This is a genomic window from Alloalcanivorax profundimaris (assembly GCF_015265435.1).
Classification (GTDB): domain Bacteria; phylum Pseudomonadota; class Gammaproteobacteria; order Pseudomonadales; family Alcanivoracaceae; genus Alloalcanivorax; species Alloalcanivorax profundimaris.
In genome coordinates this window covers 145,845-168,124 of the sequence record NZ_JABJWH010000005.1, presented here as the reverse complement: position 1 = coordinate 168,124, position 22,280 = coordinate 145,845, and the positions used below count along the sequence as shown (strand labels likewise).

Genomic DNA, 22,280 nt, shown 5'->3' with positions numbered 1-22,280 from the left:
GGATAAGCGAGAGAGGAAACGGACACGAAAAAGCCCCGCCGGTTCGACACCGGCGGGGCTTTTTCTTTATCGCTACTCAGCCGTAAGGCTGATTCAGGCCAGTGATTATTCGGGAATCACGCCGCAGGCCACACGGGCCCCGCCGCCACCCAGGGGCTTGGGCTGGTCGGAGTAGTTGTCACCGCCGGCATGGATCATCAGGGCGCGGCCCTTGAGGTCGTCCATCTCCGGGCGGGGCGCCAGCACCGGCAAGGTGGCCTTGCCGTCATCGTCCACGTACAGCGCCGGCAGATCGCCCAGGTGGCCGTCGCCCCAGGGCGTGCCGTGGTGGCCGGTCTCGTCCGGATCATAGTGGCCGCCGGCGGCGGCCGCGGCGGTCATCTCACCGTTTTTCTTGGCCGGCTCGCAGGAGCCGTTCTGGTGCAGATGGAAGCCGTGGATGCCTTCGTCCAGGCCTTCCAGTTGCGGGGTGAACACCAGGCCGTGGTCCGACTCAGTCACGGTGATCTGGCCGACGCGCTCGCCGACGCCGTCCTCGTCCACGGCGTGCATGGGAACGGTGATCGCGGCCTGGGTGGTGCCGGCCAGGGCGGCGGCGAACAGGCCCAGGGCAAAACGTTCGCGAATACGCATTGGTTGCTCCTTGCTGTTGAATACGTTGTCCCCGTTTGTAACGCGGCTGTCATCCCGGTGCCAGGGTGGTGGCGGCGTATGGCGCGAATTTTTGAGTTGTTTACGTTCCCGGCGCCGGCGGCGCTTGTGGCCCGCCCGAGGCCGCCCTACTCTGAGTTCACCAGGGAACGACCGCCACCCAACGCAGGAGGCTCCATGGCCAAGCGGGCCATCGGTGCGCGGCGCGCCTTGGCCGCCCCCGGGCGTGGCGGGGAGCGGCTTGCATGATGGCGCGCGCCCCGCACCGCCACACCATGATCGTCGCCCACGGCATGCCGGGGCTGCACCGTCTGCTCGATGGCGGGCGGCCGCGTCTGGCCTTGTACCTGTTCGTGGCCACGGTGCTGTTCGCCTCGATACTGCTGGCGTTCCTGCTGCACCTGCGCACCACCCCCTCGGTGTTCGCCGCCGCCTCGCAAAGTCTGCACGCGGACCTGGCCGCCGCCGGTGGCCTGGCCCTGCTCACCGCCGGGTTGATCCTGGGAGGCGCCGACCGGGCCACCCGTCGCCGGCGCCCGGTCACCGGCCGGATCGTGCTGGCACTGCTGCTGGGATTGCTGTTTCTGGCCTGCCGGGGGCTGGAGGGCTATCTGGAGTACCGCGCCGGGCTGCTGCCCCTGCCCGGGCAGCCGTTCGCCTACGAGGGCACGCAGCCACACCAGGCGCTGCTGTTCTTCCACTTCCACCATCTGCTCGCCGGGCTGCATCTGCTGTTCACGGCGGTGGCGCTGGCCGCCCTGCTGCCGGCGCTGGCCGCCAGCCGCGATGCCGACCGCGCCGCGCCACGCCTGACACTGGCGGCGGGCTACTGGGCGCCGGTGATTCTGGCCTGGGCGGCGGCCTACCCGGCCTTCTACCTGCTCGGCCGCTAGCCGACCCGGGCGTGATGCCCCGGCCCCACCGGCCAACGCGGCCGGAAACTGTCCGGGTCGGCGGCATGCCACCAGTCCCCGTAAGGCGTGGCGTCCGGCGCTTCCAGCAGGCTGTTCGGCGCCAGGAACGGATAGAGCCGGTCCAGGGTGACCAGATCGGTGGCGCCGCGCCGTTGCAGCAGATGGCGCGGCAGCAACTCGCCCGGGTGTTCCAGCCCGGCGGCGGCGATCAGTTCCGCCAGATGCTCCAGGGTGTGTCGTTGAAAATTGGCCACCCGGGGGGCCTTGTCCGCCACCACCAGCCCGCGCTGGCGGCTCGGATTCTGGGTCGCCACCCCGGTGGGGCAGCGGTCGTTGTGGCAACTCTTGGTCTGCACGCAACCCAGGCTCAGCATGAAGGCACGCGCCGCGTTGCACCAGTCCGCCCCCAGGGCCAGATTGGCGGCCAGGGTGTAGGCGCTGTAGATCTTGCCGCTGGCGGCCAGCCGCACCCGCGACCGCAGTCCGGTGCCCACCAGGGCGTTCCGCACCAGTAGCAGGCCCTCGCGCAGCGGCAGTCCGACATGGTCGGAGAATTCCTCCGGCGCCGCGCCGGTACCGCCCTCAGCGCCGTCCACCACGATGTAGTCCAGCTCAATGCCGGTCTCCAGCATCGCCTTGCACAGGGCGAACACCTCCCAGGGATGACCCACGCACAGCTTCACGCCCACCGGCTTGCCACCGGCGTCCTCGCGCAATGACGCGGCGAACTCAAGCAGTTCCCGGGGCGAGGAAAAAGCACTGTGGTACGCTGGCGAACGGCAATCTTCATGGAGTGGAATGCGGCGGGTATCGGCGATCTCCGGGGTGATCTTGGCCGCCGGCAAGACTCCGCCGTGGCCGGGCTTGGCACCCTGGCTGAGCTTGATCTCCAGCATGCGCACCTGCTCCCGGGCGGCCTGCTCGCGGAACAGGCCGCGATCGAAATGCCCTCGCTTGTCCCGGCACCCGAAGTAGCCGCTACCGATCTCCCACACCAGATCGCCACCGTGGCGCATGTGATAGGGACTGATGCCGCCCTCACCGGTGTCCTGGTAGAAGCCGCCGCGCCGGGCGCCCAGATTGAGCGCTTCCACCGCCGGCGCGCTCAGCGAGCCGAAGCTCATCGCCGACACGTTCAGCAGCGAGGCGTCGTAGGGGCGCGCGCACTGCTCGCCGCCCACCCGCACGCGGAAATCCGCGTCCGGCTTGGGGCACGGCGCCATGGAATGGGCCAGCACCTGGAATTCCGCGTCGTAGGCATCCAGGTCGCTGCCGAAGGGTTTCACGTCCACCTGGTCCTTGGCCCGCTCGTAGATCAGCGAACGCTGGTCACGGTTGTAGGGCCGCCCTTCCCGGTCGTTCTCGACGATGTACTGACGCAGGAAGGGCCGCAGAAATTCGAAGAACCAGCGAAAATGGGCCAGCAGCGGATAATTGCGCAACAGCGTGTGGCGCGGCTGGAACAAATCCCAGACCCCGCGCACGGCCAGCGCGCCGGCGCCGGCCAGGGCGGTCCAGGCCAGCCACGACCGGGGCGCCATCAGCACCGCCACGGCGGCGGCGAACGCCAGCAATAACACCAGGATCAGCGGCCCGAAACGGGCCGAGGCGGAACCACTCATAACCGGTTTCCTTCAATAGCGAGCAATAACGGGCAATGCATCAAGCAGGTTAACGCAAAGCGGCCAGCCTGTGTGCCGATGGCATGGGCGGGAAGGCGCCGGTGGATTACACTCTGCCCTCGACGAATCCGGTGGTGGAGTTTCATGGCGAGCAAAAAGTACATCAAGCTTCGCGCGCGGTGGATGCGCGACGAGGAAATCGCCTTCGGTCCCGGCAAGGCGGATCTGCTGGCGGCCATCGACCGCACCGGCTCGATCTCCGCCGCCGCCCGGGACATGGGCATGAGCTACCGGCGCGCCTGGCTGCTGGTGGACACCATGAACCGCTGCTTCCGCTCGCCACTGGTGGATTCCGCTCCCGGCGGCAAACACGGTGGCGGCGCCCGCCTCACCGACACCGGCCGCCGCGTGCGCCAGCGTTACCTGGAAATGGAAGACGCCCTGCGCGCTCTCGCCGATGAGTTCGAAAAGGACCTGAAAAAAGACCTGCGCTGAAGCCCGCCGCTGGACCCATGGTTGCCCTCGCCATTCCCTTCGCTATATCCTGCCGTGCATAACGAATAACCGAGAGCTTCCATGAAAAAACCGAACCCGTCGGCGGCGCTGTGCCTGCCGCTGGCCTTGCTTTGTTCCGCCGTTCAGGCCGATGACACGCCCTCCCGCTTCGAACTGGGCGTCCTTGAACCGGTGGTCGTCGACGGCACCCGGGCCGACTTCTCCGACGCCACCACCGAGGACACCGTGGACGCCGACGACATGGCCCGTTTCAACCGCACCGATGTGTCCCAGGCCCTGGAGCTGCTGCCCGGCGTCAACACCGTGATGATGGGCGGTCGCGGTGAGCGACTGATCAATGTGCGTGGTTTCGATTCCCGTCAGGTACCGCTGTTCATCGACGGCGTACCGGTATACGTGCCCTATGACGGCAACATCGACCTGTCGCGCCTGACCACCTACGACGTGGCCGAGATCTCGGTGAGCAAGGGTTACACCTCGTTGCTGGCCGGCCCCAACACTCTGGGCGGCGCCATCAACGTGGTAAGCCGCCGCCCCCGTCTCGGTAGCGAAGCGGAGGCCGGCTATGGCATGAGCTTCGACGATCGTTTTTCCCGCAATGCCTGGGACAGCCACGCCAACGTGGGCACCAACCAGGGGCTCTGGTACGCCCAGGTCGGCGGCTCGATCCGCGATCAGGATTATTTCCCGCTGGCCGGCGATTTCGAGCCCACCGCCGACGAAGACGGCGGCCGCCGCGAAAATTCGCAATACACGGATCGCAAACTGTCGCTGCGTCTGGGCTTCACCCCCAACGCCTCCGACGAGTACGTGTTCAGCTACTACAAGCAGGACGGCGAGAAGCAGACCCCGCCCTACGCCGGCGACGACCCCAACACCCGGGTGCGTTTCTGGCGGTGGCCCTGGTACGACAAGGAAAGTTTCTACTTCAACTCCAGGACCCGGCTGCATGAGCATCTGCAGGCCAAGGTGCGGCTCTACTACGACAGCTTCGAGAATTCGCTGCGCTCCTACGACGACGCCACCTACAGCACCATGAACCGGCCCTACGCCTTCGACAGCACCTACGACGATTACTCCTGGGGCGGCAGCGTGGAACTGGGCACCGATCTGTTCGAGCGCCACGATCCGCGCCTGGCCGCGCACTACAAGACCGATGTGCACCGGGAGGTGGGCGACGCCGGCGATCCGGAACAGCGCTTTGAAGACCGCACCGTGTCGGTGGGCCTGGAGGACCGCTATGCCGCCACCGACCGGCTGACACTGCTGGCCGGCGTCAGCTACGACCGGCTGCGCGGCGAGCAGGCGGACAATCTGGTCAACGGCGACATCCAGCCGTTCGACCTGGCGTCCACCTCCGCGGTCAATCTGCAGGCGGGCGCGCTCTACGCCTTCAATGACCGACTGAAGGGCCGCCTGATCGCCTCCAAACGCAGCCGCTACCCGACCATCAAGGACCGCTATTCCTTCCGCATGGGGTCCGCCCTGCCCAACCCGGATCTGGACGCGGAAACCAGCACCGGCGTGGAGGCCGGCCTGGCCGGCGACGCCCTGGTCGGCACCGATACCCGGCTGCATTGGGGCGCGGCGCTGTTCCGCAATGAAATCGGCGACAGCATCGAGAGCATCGCCATCGACAACAGCCTGTGCACCTCGCCACCCTGCTCGCAATTGCAAAACGTGGCGGAGTCGGTGCTGCAGGGCGCCGAGGCGGAGCTGACCCTGAACATCGGCGCCGCCTGGCAGTACCACCTGAACTACACCTACCTGGACCGGGACAACAAGTCCGACCCGGACGTGCGCGCGCTGGACACCCCGCGCCACAGCGGCTTCACCTACCTGAGTTGGTTCCTGGGCGACACCTGGACGCTCACCGCCAGCGCCCGCGCCGACAGCGGCCGCTACAACGACAGCGACGGCACCCGGCAAACCGCCGGTTTCGTCACCACCGGCCTCAAAGCCGCCTGGCGGCCGCTGCCACAATGGCGGGTGGAAGCCGGCGTGGACAACCTGGGCGACAAACTCCACGCCTACGACGAGGGCTACTACGAGCCGGGCCGCACCTACTTCACCAAGGTGCGCTGGCGTTACTGATGGCCGGCCTTCAGGAGATCGGAATGAAAGCATTGTTTGATCGCGCCGTGGCGCGGACGGTCCGGGCCGCCACCACGCTGCCCCGCTACGCGCTGGCCCTGGCGCTGCTGCCTTTGCCCGTGGCCGCCCTGGCCCAGGCGGAGAACAGTGGTTGCGACACCTACGAGGCCCCGGAGCAGGCGGTGATCGACCGGTTCGCCGCCCCGTCCCTGCCGGCCCCGGCCGGCGGGGAGGACGGCGCCCCGGCGCGCCTGGACACCGGTACCGCCTACCGGGCCACGCTGATGCCTCAGGCCCGGGTGCGGTTCGTCGCCGAGCCCGGCCGCCACACCCTGGCGGACGGCGCCTACGCCACCACGCTGGTGTTCCACACCGAACAGGCCGGGCCCTACCGCGCCTACATCGACGACGCCAGCTGGGTGGACCTGGTGGACGACAACGGCGAGCGGGTGCCCTCGGAAGACTTCGGCGGCCGTCATGACTGCCGTGCGCTGCGCAAGTTCGTGGCCTACACCCTGGAAGCCGACCATGACTATGTGCTGCAACTGAGCGGCGGCACCCGGCAACGGGTGCGGGTGCTGGTGCAACCGGACCACCGTTGATCGCGACTGAAGCGGTGCGCCGCCCGGTCGCTCCTACAGTCTCCAAGCCACGGAGCCGCGCGGGACGCGGCCCCGCTGGGGGCGCCGGCGAGCGTTTCCCAAGCCGTTAATCGTCGCCGGCGTCGGTGATATCGTCGGCGCGCTCCTCGCCGTCCTCGTCGTCCACCTTCTCCGGCAGCGCCCGGCGCGCCTTGGCGCCCAGGTCGCGCAGCTTGTGGGCCTGGCCGAGCAGGTTGCCGCGCCCCTCGGTGAGGCGCTTGTAGGCGGTTTCCCAGGACAGCTGGGCCTTGTGGATCTTGTCGCCCACATCGCCGAGGGATTCGGTGAGCCGGGTGATCTGGTCGCAGATCAGGCCGGCCCGGTTGGCGATGTCCAGGGCGTTGCGGTTCTGGTACTCGTAGCGCCAGATATTCTGGATGGTGCGCAGGGTGACCAGCAGCGTGGTCGGGCTGACCAGCACGATATTGCGCTCATAGGCTTCGGTGTAGAGCCCCGGGTCCGCTTCCATGGCGGTCATGAAGGCCCCTTCCACGGGAATGAACAGCAGCACGAAGTCGAGGCTGCGCACCCCTTCCAGGTTGCCGTAATCCTTGATGTTCAGGCCCTTGATGTGGGCGCGCAGGGATTGCAGGTGCTGGTCGCGGCTTTCCCGCCGGGTGTCGTCGTCCTCGGCACTGACCAGGCGCTCGTAGGCGACCAGCGACACCTTGGCGTCGATCACCACGTCCTTGTCTTCCGGCAGGTGGACGATGGCGTCCGGCAGCCGGCGCCCGCCGTCCTCGCTTTTCAGCGCCACCTGGGTGTCGTACTCGCGGCCCTTGGTCAGGCCGGAGCTTTCCAGCACCCGTTCCAGGATCATCTCGCCCCAGTTGCCCTGGGTTTTCACCTGGCCCTTGAGCGCCTGGGTCAGGTTGCGGGCGTCCAGGTGCATCTGCTGGTTCAGGCTTTTCAGATGCTGGAGCTGCTCGGTCATGGCCGCCTGGGCGCGGGTGTCGTCGCTGTGGATCTGATCCACCCGGCGGCGGAACTCGGCCAGCTGCTCGCGGAACGGGTTGAGCAGGGTGTCCAGGCCCTGGCGGTTCTTCTCCTCGAACTGCTTGCTGCGGTGCTCGAAGATTTTCGCCGACAGGTTCTCGAACTCCTGCTTGAGCTGCTCGCGGCTTTGCTCCAGGAACGCCAGCTTGTCCCGCTGGCCGGTGAGCCGTTCTTCCAGGCGGGCCTTGTCGGCGCGCTCCCGGGCCACCTGTTCCTGGGCGTCGCGCAGTTGCTCTTCCAGCGCCCGCAGCCGCTCGCGCTCGCGCTCGCCTTCCCGGCGCAGGGCGTCACCGTCGTGCATCGCCTGGTCCCGCTCCCGGCGCGCCCGCGTCAGCGGCGCCCGGGCCAGGATCACCGCCACCAGCGCCGTGACCGCCACCGCCAGGGCCACGGCCAGGCCCAGTTGCACCGGATCGTTCATGACGCCGCCTTGCTGAACAGGGTGTAGAAGTTATCGCGGGTAACGCGCGCCAGCTCCGCCACCGGCAGGCCCTTGAGGTCGGCCACGCATTCCGCCACCCGGGCCACGTGGCGGGGTTCGTTGGGCTTGCCACGGAACGGCACCGGCGCCAGCCAGGGGGAATCGGTCTCGATCAGCAGGCGCTCCACCGGCAGCGCCCGCACCGTGTCGCGCAGGGTCTCGGCGTTGCGGAAGGTGACGATGCCGGAAATGGAGATGTAGAAGCCCATGGCCATGGCCTGCTCGGCCATGTCGGTGTCCTCGGTGAAGCAGTGCAGCACGCCGCGCACCTCGCCGCCGCCGTGCTCGCGCAGCAGCGCCAGGGTGTCGTCCTTGGCGCCCCGGGTGTGGATCACCAGCGGCAGGCCGGTGCGCCGCGCCGCCTGGATGTGCGCCACGAAACGCTTTCGTTGCCAGTCCCGCTCTTCCTTGGCGTAGAAATAATCCAGGCCGGTCTCGCCGATCGCCACCACCCGGGGGTGATCCGCCAGGCGTACCAGTTCGTCGGCGTCCGGCTCACGGGAATCCTTGTACAGGGGATGCACGCCCACGGTGGCGTGCACGTCGTCGTGGCGTTCCGCCAGCTCACGCACGCGCGGGAAGGTTTCCAGGTCCACGCCGATGCACAGCATGTGGGAAATGCCGTCGGCGCGGGTGGCGGCCATCATGGCCTGGAAGTCGCCCTCGTAGGCGTCCAGGTTGAGCCGGTCGAGATGGCAATGGGAATCCACCAGGTCGATCGCGGTGTCGGACATAGGGCTCGGCGTCTCCGCTGCTTACTTGAACAAGCGCCCTATTCTACACGCTATCGGGGGGTTACATGGTATGGGTGGGGCGATCCGATTGCAGGGCGCCGGCCAGGTGGTTCTCGATGGTGCGGCGGGCGGTGTCGTCCTGGTCGGAGAACTGCACGCCGATGCCGGCGGTGCGATTGCCCTGGGCGCCCTGGGGAGTGATCCAGACCACCTTGCCGGCCACCGGAATCTTCTCCGGCTCGTCCATGACGTTGAGCAGCAGGAAGATTTCCTCGCCCAGCTGGTAGTCCTTGTCGGTGGGGATGAACAGGCCCCCGTTGGCGATGAAGGGCATGTAGGCGGAATACAGGGCCGCCTTGTCCTTGATGCTCAGCGACAGGATGCCGCTGCGGCCTCCGGGCATTTTCATGTCTGTCTCCCCCGTCTGGGTGCCCTCGGGCGCCCGTTTTTTGTTTCAGGCAGATTAGAAGCCGCTGGCGGAAGCGTCAACGCCCACCAGCACCAGCAGCCACTGCTCCATCAGCAGCTCCTTGTTGGGGTTGGCGCCGCCCAGCAGCTGCCGGCGCCCTTCCATGACCCGGTGGGCGGCGCGCAGCAGCCGCGCCGGCGGCACCTGGGCGGCCAGTTGGCGCAGCAGCGGCTCCACCTTGGGGTCGGTGACCGTGGCCGGGTCCGCTTCGCCGCCCTGCTCGCCCAGGGCGGCCAGCACCGAGGCGCGCGCCAGCCAGCCATAAAGCACTCCGGCCATCACCCGGGGATCGTGGGCGGCCAGGGCCTGGCCGGCCTGGGCCGGGGACGCGTGGCCCCGGGCCACCGCCAGCAGCTGGCCGGCGAGCTGTTCGCGGGCGGCGAACCAGTCCGCCTCCTGCAGGCCCAGGGCCCGCAGCGGCGCGCCCTGGGCGGCGGCCAGCAGGGCCGGCGCGTCGCGCTCGCCGACCTGGGGCGTAAGCCACTCCAGGGCCGCGTCGCGGCCGGGCAGCGGCAGATGACGTTGCTGACAGCGGCTGCGAATGGTGGGCAACAGCAGGCTCGGCTGGTCGCTGACGAGAAGCAGCACCAGGCCCCGGCCGGGCTCTTCCAGGGTCTTCAGCAAGGCGTTCTGGGCACTGCGGTTGAGCGCCTCGGCGGGGGCGATCAGCGCCACCCGGGCGCCGCCGTACTGGGCGGTGCGGCCGGCGAATTCCACCAGCCGCCGCACCTGATCGATCTTGATGCCGTTGGCGCCGGCCTCCGGCGCCAGGGTCTGGGCGTCCGGATGGGTGCCGGCGGCGCTCAGGTGGCAGCCGCCGCATTCGCCGCAGGCCAGGCCGCCACGGGGCTGCTCGCAGAGCAGCGCCTGGGCGAGCGCCTGGGCCAGGCGGAACTTGCCGATGCCGGCGGCGCCGGCGAACAGCAAGGCATGGGGCAGACGGCCCTGGCCGTGCTGGTCCAGCAGCCGCTGCATTTCGTCCCGGTGCCAGGGACAGGGCACCTGGATCGGCGCCCGGCTCTGGGATTGGCTTACCGCCACCGCAGCATCTCCTGAAGATGGGTTTCCAGTTGCGCGCGCACCGCGTCCAGGTCGGCGCCGGCGTCGATCACCCGGAAGCGCTCCGGCTCCGCCGCCGCCCGCTCAAGATAGCATTGCCGCACCCGCTCGAAGAAGGCCTGCGCTTCCCGCTCGATGCGGTCCGGGCTGGAGCGCTTGCCGGCGCGGGCCATGCCCTGGGCCACCGGCACGTCGAACAGCAGGGTGCGGTCCGGGTTGAGCCCCTCCAGCACCAGGGATTCCAGGGCCGCGATGGCGGCCCGGTCCAGGCCCCGCCCGGCGCCCTGGTAGGCCCAGGTGGCGTCCATGAAGCGGTCGCACAGCACCCAGTCGCCGCGCGCCAGGGCCGGCCGGATGCGCGCCGCCAGGTGCTGGGCGCGGGCGGCGAACACCAGCAGCAGTTCGGTGGTGTCGGCCATGGGCTCCGGGCCCGGGTCCAGCAGCACGGCGCGGATGCGCTCCGCCAGATCGGTGCCGCCCGGTTCCCGGGTCACGGTCACCGCCACCCCGGCGTCGCGCAGACGTCCGGCCAGCCACTCCAGGTTGGAGCTTTTGCCGGCGCCCTCGCCGCCTTCCAGGGTGATGAAGCGGCCGGTCACTTGGCGGGCTCCGGCCGCGAACGGTAGTCGGAGCGGCGCTGCAACTGGTACTCGCGCACCGCCCGCTGGTGTTCGGCCAGGGTCTTGGAGAATTTGTGGCTGCCGTCGCCCCGGGCCACGAAGAACAGGTCCTCGGTGGGCGCCGGGCGCACCGCGGCGAGAATCGAGTCGCGCCCGGGCATGGCGATGGGCGTGGGCGGCAACCCGCTGATGCGGTAGGTGTTGTAGGGGGTGGCGCGGCGCAGGTCGGAGCGGCGGATGTTGCCGTCGTAGTCCTCGCCCATGCCGTAGATCACCGTGGGATCGGTCTGCAGGCGCATACCCCGCCGCAGGCGGTTGATGAACACGCCGGCGATGCGGCCGCGCTCGTCGGGCACGGCGGTTTCCTTCTCGATGATCGAGGCCATGATCAGGGCCTGATAGGGCTCGTCGTAGGGCAGGTCCTCGTCCCGGGAGAGCCAGGCGTCGTCGAGAATCCGCTGCTGGCGTTCCAGGGCCCGGCGCAGCAGATCCAGGTCCGAGGTGCCACGGGTGTAGAAATAGGTTTCCGGCGCGAACCAGCCCTCGGGATGCTGTTCCGGCAGCCCCAGGCGGGCCATGATCTCGCCCTCCTCAAGACCCTTGGTTTCATGGGCCAGGCCGTCCAGGCCCTCGAGCAGGGCGCGCCATTCGCGGAAAGTCCAGCCCTCCACCAGGGTGACGCTGCGCTGCATCACCTCGCCCCGGTCGATCTTCTCCAGCAGGGTGAGCAGGGAGTCGCCGGGCACCAGCTGGTACTCGCCCACGTATAGCCGGGCGTCCAGGCCGGTGAAGGCGCTGTACAGGCGCGCGCCCCAGCGGCGCAGGCGCGCTTCGCCAGGGTCGCCCAGCAGGCCGTCGCGGCGCATGCCCGAGAGCAGGCCACTGAACGACGCGCCCCTGGGTACGTCCACCACCGCCTGGTCCTCCAGCGGCAACGGTTTGTGCAAATAGCTGCTCACCCAGAAACCGGCGACCGGAATGCCGATCACGATGAACAGCACCAGTAGCCCGAGTAATCGAATTTTTCGGCGCATTATTGAAAGAGGTGATCCAGATCCCGTTGAAATCGTCGTACCGGTTCAGGCACCGGCCAGACCCATGGCGCCAGTTTACGCACCGGCAGCACGCCCACAACACTGTTGGCGAGAAAAACCCCGTCGGCGCTTTGCAGATGTGACAGCGGCCTCATACGCACATCGATGCACCACCCCTGCCCTTCCGCCCGCTCCAGCAGCCATTGCCGGGCCACGCCGGCGACGCCGGCGCGGTCCACGGCGGGGGTCCAGAGGGTATCGCCATGCACCGCGAACAGGTTCATGGCGGTGGCCTCCACCGGCCGCTCCCATTCGTCCAGCATCAGCCCCTCGTGCCAGCCCCCACGGGCCACCTCGCGGCGCCCCAGTACCTGGGGCAAACGGTTCAGGTGCTTGCAGCCGGCCAGTGGGTCCAGGCCCAGGCGGGTGTCGCAGACGCCCAGGTCGAGTCCGTCGCGGCGGCGCGCCTCGCTCCAGACCGGCAGCGGGCCGAAACCGGCGAACAGGGTCGGCGTGGGGTGTTCCGGGGGCAGATAGCCACGGCCACCGGGGCCGCGCGTGAGGGTCAGTTTGAGCACGCCGGCCCCGGCCGCGTCGGCCAGGGCCTCGGCGCGGCACCGCTCCAGCGCGTCCGCGTCCACCGGAATGCCGAGGCGTTCGGCGCCGGCCAGCAGCCGCGCCCGGTGGCGCGGCCACAGCGGCGTGGCGCCGGCGGCGGAGACCCGCAGGGTCTCGAACAGGCCGTCGCCGTAGGCGAGGCCCCGGTCATCGCTGGCGACCGTGCCGCTCACACCTTGCGGAACAGCAGGGAACCGTTGGTGCCGCCGAACCCGAAGGAGTTGGACAGGGCCACGTCGATGGGACGGGCCTGGGCCTCGTTGGCCACCAGGTCCAGGTCGCAGCCCTCGTCCGGGCTGTCCAGGTTGATGGTGGGCGGCGCCACGGAGTCGCGCATGGCCAGCAGCGTGAAGATCGCTTCCACCGCGCCGGCGGCGCCCAGCAGGTGGCCGACCATGGACTTGGTGGAGCTCATGGCGAGCTTGTGGGCATGGTCGCCGAAGATCTTCTTCACCGCGTGGATCTCGATCAGGTCACCCACCTTGGTGGAGGTGGCGTGGGCGTTCACGTAGCCCACTTCCGAGGGATCGATGCCGGCGTCGCGGAAGGCATTGCCCATGGACAGGGCCGCCCCGGCGCCGTCCTCGGAGGGCGCGGTCATGTGGTAGGCGTCGTCGCTGAGGCCGAAACCGGCCACTTCACCGTAGATGGTGGCGCCACGGGCCTTGGCGCGTTCGTATTCCTCCAGCACCACGGCGCCGGCGCCGTCGGACAGCACGAAACCGTCGCGGTCCTTGTCCCAGGGCCGGCTGGCGCCCTGGGGATCGTCGTTGCGGGTGGAGAGCGCCCGGGCGGCGGCGAAACCGCCCATGCCCAGGGGCGTGGAGCCCTTCTCGGCGCCGCCGGCGATCATCACGTCGGCGGTGCCGAGCTGGATCTGCTGGGCGGCGAAGCCGATGTTGTGGGTGCCGGTGGTGCAGGCGGTGACGGTGGCGAAGTTGGGGCCCTTGAGGCCGTACAGAATCGCCAGGTTACCGGCGATCATGTTGATGATGGTGCTGGGCACGAAGAACGGCGACAGCTTGCGCGGGCCGGAGGCCAGCAGCTTCTCGTGGTTCTCCTCGATGTTGGTGAGACCACCGATGCCCGAGCCGATGGCGGCGCCGATGCGCTCGCCGTTTTCCTTGTCCATCTCCAGCCCGGCGTCGCGGATCGCCTGGATGGCGGCGACCATGCCGTACTGCACGAACAGGTCCATCTTGCGCGCTTCCTTGGGGGACAGGTAGTCCTCCAGCGCGAACTCCGGCACCAGGCCGGCGAATTTGGTGGCGAAGGCCTCGGTATCGAAGTGCTCGATGGGCCGGATGCCGCTGCGGCCGGCCTTGATGCCCTCCCAGGTGCTGGCCACGTCCGCCCCCAAGGGGCTCAACATGCCCAGACCTGTCACTACTACTCGACGTCGTGTCACCTGCTTTCCTCCCGCGTCAGGATTGCCGCGCGGCGACCGCCGCAATCCCCACTGTAGCACGCGCCACGGTCCCCGAAAGCCCGGGCGCGGGCCGGCGATATTCCGAAAAAAAACCGCAAGCCCGACGAGCCTGCGGTTTTTTTGACTGTCTGTTCAGTCGGCCGCGATCAGTATCAGCTGTGCACCTTGATGTAATCCACGGCAGCTTGAACGGTGCTGATCTTCTCCGCTTCTTCGTCGGGAATTTCAGTCTCGAATTCTTCTTCGAGGGCCATTACCAGCTCAACAGTGTCCAGGGAATCGGCACCCAGGTCCTCGACGAAGGAGGCTTCGGATTTGACGTCTTCCGGCTTAACGCCGAGCTGTTCGACGATGATCTTCTGGACCCGTTCTTCGATGCTGCTCATGATGTTATAACTCTCCTGTTGATGGTGTGCGAGCACCTATGAGCGGCTATTCTAGGTGAACGCCATTCGCGCTTGCAAGCCGCTCTCGCCACCCGCTTTCACGGATTAGGTTTCCAAATGTTTTGCGGGCACGATAGCGGTTTTTGCCGCCGGTGTCCCGTGCAATTCCCTGACTTCCGTCAACCGGTGAACATACCGCCATTGACGTGCACCGTGGTGCCGGTCACGTAACCGCCGCCGTCACTGGCCAGCCAGGCCACGGCGCTGGCCACTTCCGCCGGCGCGCCCAGACGGCCCAGGGGGATCTCGCCGAGCAGCGCCTCGCGCTGCGCCTCCGGCAGGGCGTCGGTCATGTCGGTCTGGATGAAGCCCGGCGCCACCGCGTTGACGGTGATGTTGCGCGAGCCCAGCTCCCGGGCCAGCGCCCGGGTGAAGCCTTCCACCCCGCCCTTGGCGGCGGCGTAGTTGGCCTGGCCGGCGTTGCCCATGGTGCCGACCACGGAGCTGATGTTGATGACCCGCCCCCAACGCGCCTTGGTCATGCCCTTCAGGCACGCCTTGGACACCCGGTAAAGCGAGTTCAGGTTGGTGTTGATCACGTCCGACCACTCGTCGGCCTTCATGCGCAGCATGATGTTGTCGCGGGTGATGCCGGCGTTGTTGACCAGCACCAGCGGCGCGCCGTGGGCCTCGTTGATGTGCTTGAGGGTGTCGGCCACGGAGGCGTCGTCGGCCACGTTCATGACCACGCCGGTGCCGCGCTCGCCCAGGTACTCGCCGATGGCGGCGGCGCCCTTCTCGCTGGTGGCGGACCCCACCACGAAGAAGCCGGCGTCCGCCAGCTGCTCGGCGATGGCGCGGCCGATGCCGCGGGTGGCGCCGGTGACCAGGGCCACCTTCTTGTCTTCGCTCATAACGCTGTCCTCGTGATTATTCGCCGCTCAGGGCCTTGTCGAAGGCGTCGCCGGTTTCCAGGGGGCGCGCCGCCAGGCCCCGGTCGATGCGCTTGGCCAGACCACTGAGCACTTTGCCGGGGCCACACTCGTACAGCGTCGCGACGCCCTCGGCGGCCAGCGCCTGCACGGTTTCCACCCAGCGCACCGGGCAGTAGAGCTGGCGCACCAGAGCTTCGCGGATGCGCGCCGGGTCGGTTTCCCGGGCCACGTCCACGTTGTTGATCACCGGCAGTTCCGGGGCATGGAAATTGGTGCTCTCCAGATGGCCGGCCAGTTGCTCCGCCGCCGGTTTCATCAGCGCGCAGTGGGACGGCACGCTCACCGGCAGGGGCATGGCCCGTTTGGCGCCGGCCTCCTTGCAGGCGGCCACGGCGCGCTCCACGGCGCTGGCCTGGCCGGCGATCACCACCTGGCCGGGGGCATTGAAGTTGACCGCCTCCACCACTTCGCCGGCGGCGGCGTCGGCGCAGGCCTGGCGCACCTGATCATCGTCCAGCCCCAGGATCGCGGCCATGCTGCCCTGGCCGTCCGGCACCGCCTGCTGCATCAACTGGCCACGGGTGCGCACCAGGCGCACGGCGTCGCCCAGGTTGAGCACGCCGGCGCAGGTCAGCGCGGTGTACTCACCCAGGCTGTGGCCGGCCAGCAGCGCCGGGCGCGGGCCGCCGGCCTGCTCCCACAGCTTCCACAGCGCCACGCCGGCGGTAAGCAGCAGGGGCTGGGTATTCTCGGTGCGGTTGAGGGCGTCCTGCGGGCCGTCCTGGGCCAGGGCCCAAAGGTCCAGGTCCAGGGCGCCGGAGGCTTCCTGAAAGGCCTGACGCACCGGGGTGCGGTCGGCGAAATCGGCCAGCATCCCGAGACCTTGGGAGCCCTGACCGGGAAAAACGAATGCGGTTTTCGACATGGGGATCCTCTATCGGTATTCGCCCGTTGCTTCGTGGCCGGCAGTATGCCCGTCCTCGCCGGACTTGTCCGGTGCCGGCCTGCAACAAAGTATGAACCGGAGCCGTTCGGGCCCGCCCCGCGATCGCGACGCCCGGCCGCTTTGTAGGAGCGACTGGGCGGCGTACCGCTTCAGTCGCGATGGCTCGCAGCCGGCAACGCCGTTTCGCGGCTGAAGCCGCTCCTACAAAGAGTCGGCCGGCGCCAGGGCGTCGCGAATCAGCGCCGGCACGTTGCGCTCGGCTTCCAGTACCGCCACTTCCAGAGCGCTGGCGAAGCCTTCCACGCTGGTGCCGCCGTGGCTTTTCACCACCACGCCATTGAGGCCCACCAGGCTGGCGCCGTTGTAGCGATCCGGGTCCATGCGTTTCTTCAGGCCGCCCAGCAGCGGCAGCGCGAACAGGCCACTGAGCTTGCGCAGCAGGGAGCGGCCGGCTTCCTCGCGGATCATGCCGCCGATCATCTTGGCCACGCCTTCCATGGTCTTGAGCGACACATTGCCAACGAAGCCGTCGCAGACCACCACGTCCACGTCGCCCAGGAAGATGCCGTTGCCTTCCACGAAGCCCACGTAATTGAGGTCGCCGGCGGCCTGCATCAGGTTGGCGGCTTCCTTGATCTGCTCGTTGCCCTTGATGTCCTCCTCACCGATGTTCAGCAGCGCCACCTTGGGGCGCTTCTGGCCGTCCACGGCGCGCACCACCGCCTGGCCCATCATGGCGAACTGCAGCAGGTGTTCCGGTTCGGAGTCCACGTTGGCGCCCAGATCGAGCATGTGGCAATGCCCGGAGGCGGTGGGGATGGCGGTGCAGATGGCGGGCCGGTCGACGCCAGGCAGGGTCTTGAGGACGAACCGGCTCACCGCCATCAGGGCACCGGTGTTGCCGGCGCTGACGGCGGCCTGGGCGTGGCCTTCCTTGACCTGGTTGATGGCCACGCGCATGGACGAATCCTTCTTCTGGCGCAGGGCCACCGCCACCGGATCGTCCATGGCGACCACTTCGGAGGCCGGCGCCACGCTCACCCGGGGGTGGCTGTCCAGGCCGTCCTTCTTGAGTTCCGGGGCGAGCGCGTCCGGCGCGCCCACCATGATCACGTTCAGATTGGCATGGCGGGCCAGCACCCGCGCCACCGCCGGCACGGTCACCGGCAGACCGTGGTCACCACCCATGGCGTCCACGGCCAAGGTCACAACCGCTGACATGGCAAGATTCCATCTGGAAGAAGCGACGGCCATGATACGGGGTCGTCATGGCCTTAACAAAACGGGAGCCTCCAGGGCTCCCGTCTCGGTTCGGTCCGAACGCCACCACGCCGGGCGGCGGCGGGACTTACTCTTCTTCGTCGTCGATCTCGTCGTTGCGGATCACCTGACGGCCTTTGTACATGCCGTCCGGAGAGATGTGGTGACGACGATGCACCTCACCGGTGTTGGCGTCCTCGGTGAGGGTGGGCGCGGACAGCGCGTCGTGGGAACGGCGCATGCCGCGCTTGGAACGGGTCTTGCGATTCTGTTGAACAGCCATTACTTGCTCCTCGGCGTGTTACTTGCGGCGGCCCTTCAGCTGGGCCAGCACGGCAAACGGATTATCCGAATTGGTTTGCGTGTCGTCCGGGTCATCCTCCGGTTCCGGCTCGGAACCGGTCGACGCCGGACGCGGGCACTCATCGTGCAGAGCCACCAGGGGCAGGGCCAGCAGCAGCTCCTCTTCGACGAGCTCCGCCAGACTCACGCGTTCCTCGGTGACCAGCAGGGGATCCAGATACGTCGGCAACGCCTTCGCCTGACCCTCGCTCCACACCAGCACCAGATCCACGTCGGCCGCGACGGGATGGTGCACCGGTTCCAGACAACGCTGGCAAACCAGTATCAGGGTGGTCTCCACACGACCTTGAACACGTCCGCGGCCGTCATCATCGCGGCCAAAGGCCAGCTTCACCCGGACCGGCTGATCCTGGCTGTCGCGATATTCCCGCAATCGGGGCAGGTCCCCGACCCGGGCTTCGCCTTCGACGACGCGTTCCTGGTCCGCGTACTTGCGCGGTTCCAGATACGGTGGCAGTTGCCCTGAAAACATAAGCGCGCAATTCTAGGCGCGCCCCCGCGTCCTGTCAAAGCCAAATTGCGACCGGGGGACACGCGTTAACTGGTTGAGAAAGCTGGATTTTTCGTGCACGGGCCGGATCGGGTCGGTACACTGCGCCGCGCCCAAGCCCCCAACAGCAAGCGAGTCAGCCATGAAGCAACGGTCTCAGCCCCTGATCCTGGCCTCTTCGTCGCCGTTCCGCCGCGAATTGCTCGGCAAGCTGGGTCTGGCGTTCGACCACCACAGCCCGGACATCGACGAAAGCGCCCGGCCCGGCGAAACGCCCACCGAACTGGTGCTGCGCCTGGCCCGCGCCAAGGCCTCCGCCCTCGCCCACCGGCACCCGGACGCCCTGATCATCGGCTCCGACCAGGTCGCCGTGATCGAGGGCGAGGTGCTCGGCAAACCCGGCGACCGGGACACCGCCGTGGCCCAGCTGCGCCGCGCCAGCGGCCGCACCGTGACCTTTCTCACCGGCCTGTGCCTGCTGAACGCGGAAACCGGCCGCCCGCAAAGCGCCTGCGAGCGCTTCACGGTGCACTTCCGGCACCTGCGCGACGCCCAGATTGAGCGCTATATCGAGGTGGAGCAACCCCTCAACTGCGCCGGCAGCTTCAAATCCGAGGGGCTGGGCATCGTGCTGTTCAAGAGTCTGGAAGGCCGCGACCCGAATGCCCTGGTGGGCCTGCCGCTGATCCTGCTCACCGACTTCCTGGCCGCCGAAGGCGTCGCCCTGCCCGCCTGACGGCGGATCGCGACTAAAGCGGCATGCCGCCCAGTCGCTCCTACGCGCCATTGATTCGCTGTAGGAGCGACTTTAGTCGCGATCAGTCGCTACCGAATGGTCGGCGCCCCGCTTTCCAACCCGAGCGCCTGGCCGAGGCCGTCACCGATGGACACGCCGAACTTCTTCATTACCTTGTCCAGCGGCGAAGCGCTCACGGTGTAGTCCACGGTGCGTTCCACGCCCACCACGTCCCGGGCCACCTGCCCCGGGCTCTTGAGGCCGTCCACCAGACCCAGCTCCAGGGCCCGCTGGCCGGTCCAGAACAGCCCGGAGAACAGCTCCGGATGGCCGTCCACCTTGAGGCGGTCGCCCCGGCCCTGCTTCACCGCGCCGATGAACTGCTGGTGAATCTCGTCGAGCATGGTCTGCACGTGCTCGCGGTCCTTGTCCTTCACCGGCGCGAACGGATCCAGCAGGTCCTTGTTCTCCCCGGCGGTGTAGACGCGGCGCTCCACGCCCAGCTTGTCGGCGGCTTCCTGGAGGCCGAAGTTGGCCATGATCACGCCGATGGAACCGACGATGCTGGCCGGGTCCGCGTAGATCTCATCCGCCGCCGAGGCGATGTAGTAGGCCCCGGAGGCGCCCATGTCGGTGATCGCCGCGTACAGCTTCTTGTCCGGATGCTCGGCGCGCAGGCGACGGATCTCGTTGTAGACGAAATTGGACTGCACCGGCGAGCCACCGGGGCTGTTGATGCGCAGCAGCACCGCCTGGGCGTTCTCCGCCTCGAAGGCCTCGCGCAGGCCGGTGCTGATCAGATCGGCGCTGGCCGGGGAGTCGGCCATGATGGCGCCGTTCAGGTCCACCATGGCCACATGGGGCTCGGCCACCGCCAGGGAATCCCCGGGCCGGTTGGCGGAGAACAGAAACAGCAGCGAGAACAGATAAATAAAGCCCAGGCTCTTGAAGAAGATCCCCCAGCGCCGGCTTTTACGCTGCTCCGCCTGGGCCTGGCCCAGCAGTTTCTCGATCAGTTTCCACTCTTTATTGTTGCCTTCCATCGTCACACTCTTCGCTCGTGTTCAAGTCGCTCGCGTTCAGGGTCCCCGGGCAGCCCCACCACGGGCAGCAGCTGCGGCAAGGCATCGATCACCGCCAGGGGTTCGAAGGTCATCAGCCGGTCCACGGGATGGGCGCCGTAACTGACGCCCACCCGGTCCACGCCGGCGGACCGGGCCATTTCCAGATCGAAGGACGTATCCCCCACCACCAGAGCCCGTTCCGGACGGACAGCCAGTTCCAGCAATAATTCCTCGACCATGGCCGGATGGGGCTTGGAACGGCTCTCGTCGGCGCAGCGGGAGGCGTGGAACCAGTGCCCCAGGCCGGCGTTGCCCCATACCCGGTCCAGCCCCTTGCGGCTCTTGCCGGTGGCCACCGCCAGCCGCAGGCCGGCGTCGCGCAGCGCCGCCAGGGTCGCCTCCGCGTGCGGATAGAGCCGGCTGGGGGTGGCTTCCGCCGCCACGAAATGGAAGGCGTAGCGGTCGCGCATGCGGCCCAGCATGGGGGCGTCGATGTCCGGATAGAGGGTACGGATCGCCTCCGGCAGCCCCAGCCCGATAATGCCACGGACGGTGTCGTCGTCCAGCACCGGCAGATCAAGATCACGGCCGGCGCTGTGCATGCATTCGACGATGCGGGCGGTGGAATCCATCACCGTGCCGTCCCAGTCGAAGATCACCAGATCATAGTTCATCGGCGTTTCCCCGCCCGCAGGCCATCCAGGATGGCCTCGAAATCCTCGTCCAGGGGCGCGGTCACGGAGATGTTCTTGCCGCTGTGCGGGTGGCGGAACGCCAGGGTGCGGGCGTGCAGGCACAGCCGGCGACGGCCCAGGTCCGCCAGTTTGCGGTCGCCCCGGTCACTGCCGTACTTGTCGTCGCCGAGCAGCGGGAAGCCGCCGAACTGGGCGTGCACGCGGATCTGGTGGGTGCGCCCGGTGCCCAGCACGGCTTCCACCAGGGCCACGTCGCCGAGCCGCTCGATCAGGGTGAAATCGGTCACCGAGGGCTTGCCCTCCCGGGACACCCGCACCACCCGCTCATTGCCCTGCATGAGCTTGAGCAGCGGCGCCTCCATGCGGCGTGTATTGCCCTTGAAGCCCTGGCAGAGCAGCCAGTAGCGCTTTTCCACCCCGCCGTTCTGCATCAGCTTCTGCAGCTTGCGCAAGAAGCCCCGGTGGCGGGCCACCATGATGCAGCCGCTGGTGTCGCGGTCGAGCCGGTGCACCAGCTCCAGCTGGGTTTCCTTGGGGTAAAGCACGCGCAGCGCCTCGATCAGCCCCAGGCTGACGCCGCTGCCGCCGTGCACCGCCAAGCCGGCGGGCTTGTTGAAGATCATCAGCCGCTCGTCCTCGTACAGCAGCGCCCGGGACAGGCGCTCGGCGAGGCCGTCGCTGACCACCGGCGGCGCCGAGGATTCGCTGGTGCGGATCGGCGGGATGCGCACCCGGTCGTCGGTGGCCAGCCGGGTGGTGGGCTTGGCGCGCTTCTTGTTCACGCGCACCTCCCCGGAACGGATGATCCGGTAGATGCGCGAACGCGGCACGCCCTTGAGGTGGACGAACAGGAAATTATCCAGGCGTTGGCCGTCACGGCCATCATCGATGGTGATGAAGGTGACGCGATCGGCGGCGGGGGTGTCTGACATGCGGCGATTCTAGCCAAGGCGCCGGGCGCGCGCCAGCGTCGGCGGGTCGGCTTAGACCGGTTCACGCTTCATTAATGTATCTGATTGATCGTATTGCAGTTTCACTGCTATTATCCGGTGTCGGCCGAGGCTGGCCAACGGCGACGCGCAGCGACCATTCGCCGTCGGTAGACACAGTACCCGCCAGCCCGCCCGACAAAAAAAGACGAACGGGCCTCCGGGCCCCGACGCTGCATGGCACCGCGGAGCGGTCACACACTCCCTCCGGCGGGCGACCGACAACCAACACCGGCGGTCTGCAGCATCCGGTCGAAGACAAAACGGCGTGCCGTCGTGGCCGCGCGTTACGCGCCCGACGACACACCGAGACGGTATACAGACGCAAAGAGTTTACCCGGTCCGGCGCCCTGGCGCGCCGGACGCAGCGTGAAGCCGATACGAGGATATCGCCTCGCGAGCGACGCCAACGGCGCAACTTCACCCAGTCCGGAGAACAAGGAAAGGTCGAGAGCAGGCACGCCATCACCGTTGATCCGGCGCTTCGCGCCACCACACGTGACGTTCATGCCTGACAGGCATTTCCCCGCCCCCGGAC

General features: G+C 68.1%; 24 protein-coding genes. 5 read left to right on the top strand and 19 right to left on the bottom strand.

Annotated elements, in window-relative coordinates; genetic code table 11:
- Positions 1 to 105: 105 nt before the first annotated feature.
- Entirely contained in the window at positions 106 to 633 is a 528-nt protein-coding gene (gene sodC / locus HMJ39_RS02210) for a superoxide dismutase family protein (protein WP_194296118.1), read from the bottom strand.
- Positions 634 to 896: 263 nt separating this feature from the next.
- Here sodC and HMJ39_RS02205 point away from each other — a divergent pair, with 263 nt between their 5' ends.
- Positions 897 to 1,544 (top strand): hypothetical protein, encoded by a 648-nt coding sequence (locus tag HMJ39_RS02205; protein WP_194296117.1) that lies wholly within the window; start codon positions 897 to 899, stop codon positions 1,542 to 1,544.
- On the opposite strand, the gene HMJ39_RS02200 is transcribed toward HMJ39_RS02205, so the two are convergent.
- Positions 1,541 to 3,187: an FMN-binding glutamate synthase family protein gene (locus tag HMJ39_RS02200; protein WP_194296116.1), complete on the bottom strand. Its 1,647-nt coding sequence runs from the start codon at positions 3,185 to 3,187 to the stop codon at positions 1,541 to 1,543. The genes HMJ39_RS02205 and HMJ39_RS02200 overlap by 4 nt on opposite strands.
- Before the next feature lie 144 nt (positions 3,188 to 3,331).
- On the opposite strand from HMJ39_RS02200, the gene HMJ39_RS02195 reads away from it, so the two are divergent.
- The 3 genes from HMJ39_RS02195 to HMJ39_RS02185 all read left to right on the top strand — a co-directional run bounded on the left by HMJ39_RS02195 (position 3,332) and on the right by HMJ39_RS02185 (position 6,399).
- The gene (locus HMJ39_RS02195) at positions 3,332 to 3,682 is read left to right on the top strand and encodes a winged helix-turn-helix domain-containing protein (protein WP_194296115.1); all 351 of its coding nucleotides are present in this window, start codon (positions 3,332 to 3,334) and stop codon (positions 3,680 to 3,682) included.
- 81 nt (positions 3,683 to 3,763) lie between these two features.
- Complete coding sequence (locus HMJ39_RS02190) at positions 3,764 to 5,797, top strand: TonB-dependent receptor plug domain-containing protein (RefSeq protein WP_194296114.1); 2,034 nt, start codon at positions 3,764 to 3,766, stop codon at positions 5,795 to 5,797.
- A gap of 23 nt (positions 5,798 to 5,820) precedes the next feature.
- On the top strand, positions 5,821 to 6,399 hold the full coding sequence (locus HMJ39_RS02185) for a hypothetical protein (protein WP_194296113.1): 579 nt from the start codon (positions 5,821 to 5,823) through the stop codon (positions 6,397 to 6,399).
- Positions 6,400 to 6,505: 106 nt separating this feature from the next.
- Here the strand turns inward: HMJ39_RS02185 and rmuC are convergent, their stop codons facing one another.
- The 14 genes from rmuC to HMJ39_RS02115 all read right to left on the bottom strand — a co-directional run bounded on the left by rmuC (position 6,506) and on the right by HMJ39_RS02115 (position 18,240).
- Complete coding sequence (gene rmuC, locus HMJ39_RS02180) at positions 6,506 to 7,855, bottom strand: DNA recombination protein RmuC (protein WP_228462103.1); 1,350 nt, start codon at positions 7,853 to 7,855, stop codon at positions 6,506 to 6,508.
- Positions 7,852 to 8,649: a TatD family hydrolase gene (locus HMJ39_RS02175; protein WP_194296112.1), complete on the bottom strand. Its 798-nt coding sequence runs from the start codon at positions 8,647 to 8,649 to the stop codon at positions 7,852 to 7,854. The genes rmuC and HMJ39_RS02175 overlap by 4 nt, the downstream gene beginning before the upstream one ends.
- 61 nt (positions 8,650 to 8,710) lie before the next feature.
- Positions 8,711 to 9,058, bottom strand: a complete 348-nt coding sequence (locus tag HMJ39_RS02170) for a PilZ domain-containing protein (protein WP_161384427.1) — start codon at positions 9,056 to 9,058, stop codon at positions 8,711 to 8,713.
- Between the two features lie 54 nt (positions 9,059 to 9,112).
- Positions 9,113 to 10,159: a DNA polymerase III subunit delta' gene (locus tag HMJ39_RS02165; RefSeq protein WP_256245230.1), complete on the bottom strand. Its 1,047-nt coding sequence runs from the start codon at positions 10,157 to 10,159 to the stop codon at positions 9,113 to 9,115.
- On the bottom strand, positions 10,150 to 10,776 hold the full coding sequence (gene tmk / locus HMJ39_RS02160; protein WP_161384428.1) for a dTMP kinase: 627 nt from the start codon (positions 10,774 to 10,776) through the stop codon (positions 10,150 to 10,152). Before tmk ends, HMJ39_RS02165 begins: the two co-directional genes overlap by 10 nt.
- Complete coding sequence (gene mltG / locus HMJ39_RS02155) at positions 10,773 to 11,831, bottom strand: endolytic transglycosylase MltG (protein WP_161384429.1); 1,059 nt, start codon at positions 11,829 to 11,831, stop codon at positions 10,773 to 10,775. Before mltG ends, tmk begins: the two co-directional genes overlap by 4 nt.
- Positions 11,831 to 12,622, bottom strand: coding sequence for an aminodeoxychorismate lyase (gene pabC / locus HMJ39_RS02150; RefSeq protein ID WP_194296111.1), 792 nt, complete (start codon positions 12,620 to 12,622; stop codon positions 11,831 to 11,833). The genes mltG and pabC overlap by 1 nt, the downstream gene beginning before the upstream one ends.
- Positions 12,619 to 13,857, bottom strand: coding sequence for a beta-ketoacyl-ACP synthase II (fabF, locus tag HMJ39_RS02145; RefSeq protein ID WP_194296110.1), 1,239 nt, complete (start codon positions 13,855 to 13,857; stop codon positions 12,619 to 12,621). The genes pabC and fabF overlap by 4 nt, the downstream gene beginning before the upstream one ends.
- A gap of 173 nt (positions 13,858 to 14,030) precedes the next feature.
- On the bottom strand, positions 14,031 to 14,264 hold the full coding sequence (gene acpP, locus HMJ39_RS02140) for an acyl carrier protein (RefSeq protein WP_194296109.1): 234 nt from the start codon (positions 14,262 to 14,264) through the stop codon (positions 14,031 to 14,033).
- A gap of 179 nt (positions 14,265 to 14,443) precedes the next feature.
- Positions 14,444 to 15,178: a 3-oxoacyl-ACP reductase FabG gene (gene fabG / locus HMJ39_RS02135; RefSeq protein ID WP_194296108.1), complete on the bottom strand. Its 735-nt coding sequence runs from the start codon at positions 15,176 to 15,178 to the stop codon at positions 14,444 to 14,446.
- 16 nt (positions 15,179 to 15,194) lie between these two features.
- Entirely contained in the window at positions 15,195 to 16,124 is a 930-nt protein-coding gene (gene fabD / locus HMJ39_RS02130; RefSeq protein WP_194296107.1) for an ACP S-malonyltransferase, read from the bottom strand.
- 222 nt (positions 16,125 to 16,346) lie between these two features.
- Positions 16,347 to 17,366 (bottom strand): phosphate acyltransferase PlsX, encoded by a 1,020-nt coding sequence (gene plsX / locus HMJ39_RS02125; RefSeq protein WP_194296106.1) that lies wholly within the window; start codon positions 17,364 to 17,366, stop codon positions 16,347 to 16,349.
- Positions 17,367 to 17,493: 127 nt separating this feature from the next.
- A complete protein-coding gene (rpmF, locus tag HMJ39_RS02120) occupies positions 17,494 to 17,688 on the bottom strand; it encodes a 50S ribosomal protein L32 (protein ID WP_194296105.1) in 195 nt (64 codons plus the stop codon).
- 18 nt (positions 17,689 to 17,706) lie between these two features.
- Positions 17,707 to 18,240: a YceD family protein gene (locus HMJ39_RS02115; RefSeq protein WP_194296104.1), complete on the bottom strand. Its 534-nt coding sequence runs from the start codon at positions 18,238 to 18,240 to the stop codon at positions 17,707 to 17,709.
- 160 nt (positions 18,241 to 18,400) lie between these two features.
- Here HMJ39_RS02115 and HMJ39_RS02110 point away from each other — a divergent pair, with 160 nt between their 5' ends.
- The gene (locus HMJ39_RS02110; RefSeq protein WP_194296103.1) at positions 18,401 to 18,994 is read left to right on the top strand and encodes a Maf family protein; all 594 of its coding nucleotides are present in this window, start codon (positions 18,401 to 18,403) and stop codon (positions 18,992 to 18,994) included.
- Positions 18,995 to 19,083: 89 nt separating this feature from the next.
- Here the strand turns inward: HMJ39_RS02110 and sppA are convergent, their stop codons facing one another.
- Genes sppA through HMJ39_RS02095 form a run of 3 tightly spaced genes read right to left on the bottom strand, consistent with a single transcriptional unit; the run spans position 19,084 to position 21,685 of the window.
- A complete protein-coding gene (gene sppA, locus HMJ39_RS02105; protein WP_194296102.1) occupies positions 19,084 to 20,037 on the bottom strand; it encodes a signal peptide peptidase SppA in 954 nt (317 codons plus the stop codon).
- A gap of 2 nt (positions 20,038 to 20,039) precedes the next feature.
- Complete coding sequence (locus HMJ39_RS02100; protein ID WP_194296101.1) at positions 20,040 to 20,732, bottom strand: HAD-IA family hydrolase; 693 nt, start codon at positions 20,730 to 20,732, stop codon at positions 20,040 to 20,042.
- Positions 20,729 to 21,685: an RluA family pseudouridine synthase gene (locus HMJ39_RS02095; protein WP_194296100.1), complete on the bottom strand. Its 957-nt coding sequence runs from the start codon at positions 21,683 to 21,685 to the stop codon at positions 20,729 to 20,731. Before HMJ39_RS02095 ends, HMJ39_RS02100 begins: the two co-directional genes overlap by 4 nt.
- Positions 21,686 to 22,280: the final 595 nt, after the last annotated feature.

Excerpts from the sequence above, each read along its gene's own strand:
- sodC (WP_194296118.1), bottom strand. The coding sequence starts at position 633 with ATGCGTATTCGCGAACGTTTTGCCCTGGGCCTGTTCGCCGCCGCCCTG.
- HMJ39_RS02205 (WP_194296117.1), top strand. The coding sequence starts at position 897 with ATGATGGCGCGCGCCCCGCACCGCCACACCATGATCGTCGCCCACGGC.
- HMJ39_RS02200 (WP_194296116.1), bottom strand. The coding sequence starts at position 3,187 with ATGAGTGGTTCCGCCTCGGCCCGTTTCGGGCCGCTGATCCTGGTGTTA.
- HMJ39_RS02195 (WP_194296115.1), top strand. The coding sequence starts at position 3,332 with ATGGCGAGCAAAAAGTACATCAAGCTTCGCGCGCGGTGGATGCGCGAC.
- HMJ39_RS02190 (WP_194296114.1), top strand. The coding sequence starts at position 3,764 with ATGAAAAAACCGAACCCGTCGGCGGCGCTGTGCCTGCCGCTGGCCTTG.
- HMJ39_RS02185 (WP_194296113.1), top strand. The coding sequence starts at position 5,821 with ATGAAAGCATTGTTTGATCGCGCCGTGGCGCGGACGGTCCGGGCCGCC.
- rmuC (WP_228462103.1), bottom strand. The coding sequence starts at position 7,855 with ATGAACGATCCGGTGCAACTGGGCCTGGCCGTGGCCCTGGCGGTGGCG.
- HMJ39_RS02175 (WP_194296112.1), bottom strand. The coding sequence starts at position 8,649 with ATGTCCGACACCGCGATCGACCTGGTGGATTCCCATTGCCATCTCGAC.
- HMJ39_RS02170 (WP_161384427.1), bottom strand. The coding sequence starts at position 9,058 with ATGAAAATGCCCGGAGGCCGCAGCGGCATCCTGTCGCTGAGCATCAAG.
- mltG (WP_161384429.1), bottom strand. The coding sequence starts at position 11,831 with ATGCGCCGAAAAATTCGATTACTCGGGCTACTGGTGCTGTTCATCGTG.
- acpP (WP_194296109.1), bottom strand. The coding sequence starts at position 14,264 with ATGAGCAGCATCGAAGAACGGGTCCAGAAGATCATCGTCGAACAGCTC.
- fabG (WP_194296108.1), bottom strand. The coding sequence starts at position 15,178 with ATGAGCGAAGACAAGAAGGTGGCCCTGGTCACCGGCGCCACCCGCGGC.
- fabD (WP_194296107.1), bottom strand. The coding sequence starts at position 16,124 with ATGTCGAAAACCGCATTCGTTTTTCCCGGTCAGGGCTCCCAAGGTCTC.
- plsX (WP_194296106.1), bottom strand. The coding sequence starts at position 17,366 with ATGTCAGCGGTTGTGACCTTGGCCGTGGACGCCATGGGTGGTGACCAC.
- rpmF (WP_194296105.1), bottom strand. The coding sequence starts at position 17,688 with ATGGCTGTTCAACAGAATCGCAAGACCCGTTCCAAGCGCGGCATGCGC.
- HMJ39_RS02115 (WP_194296104.1), bottom strand. The coding sequence starts at position 18,240 with ATGTTTTCAGGGCAACTGCCACCGTATCTGGAACCGCGCAAGTACGCG.
- HMJ39_RS02110 (WP_194296103.1), top strand. The coding sequence starts at position 18,401 with ATGAAGCAACGGTCTCAGCCCCTGATCCTGGCCTCTTCGTCGCCGTTC.
- sppA (WP_194296102.1), bottom strand. The coding sequence starts at position 20,037 with ATGGAAGGCAACAATAAAGAGTGGAAACTGATCGAGAAACTGCTGGGC.
- HMJ39_RS02100 (WP_194296101.1), bottom strand. The coding sequence starts at position 20,732 with ATGAACTATGATCTGGTGATCTTCGACTGGGACGGCACGGTGATGGAT.
- HMJ39_RS02095 (WP_194296100.1), bottom strand. The coding sequence starts at position 21,685 with ATGTCAGACACCCCCGCCGCCGATCGCGTCACCTTCATCACCATCGAT.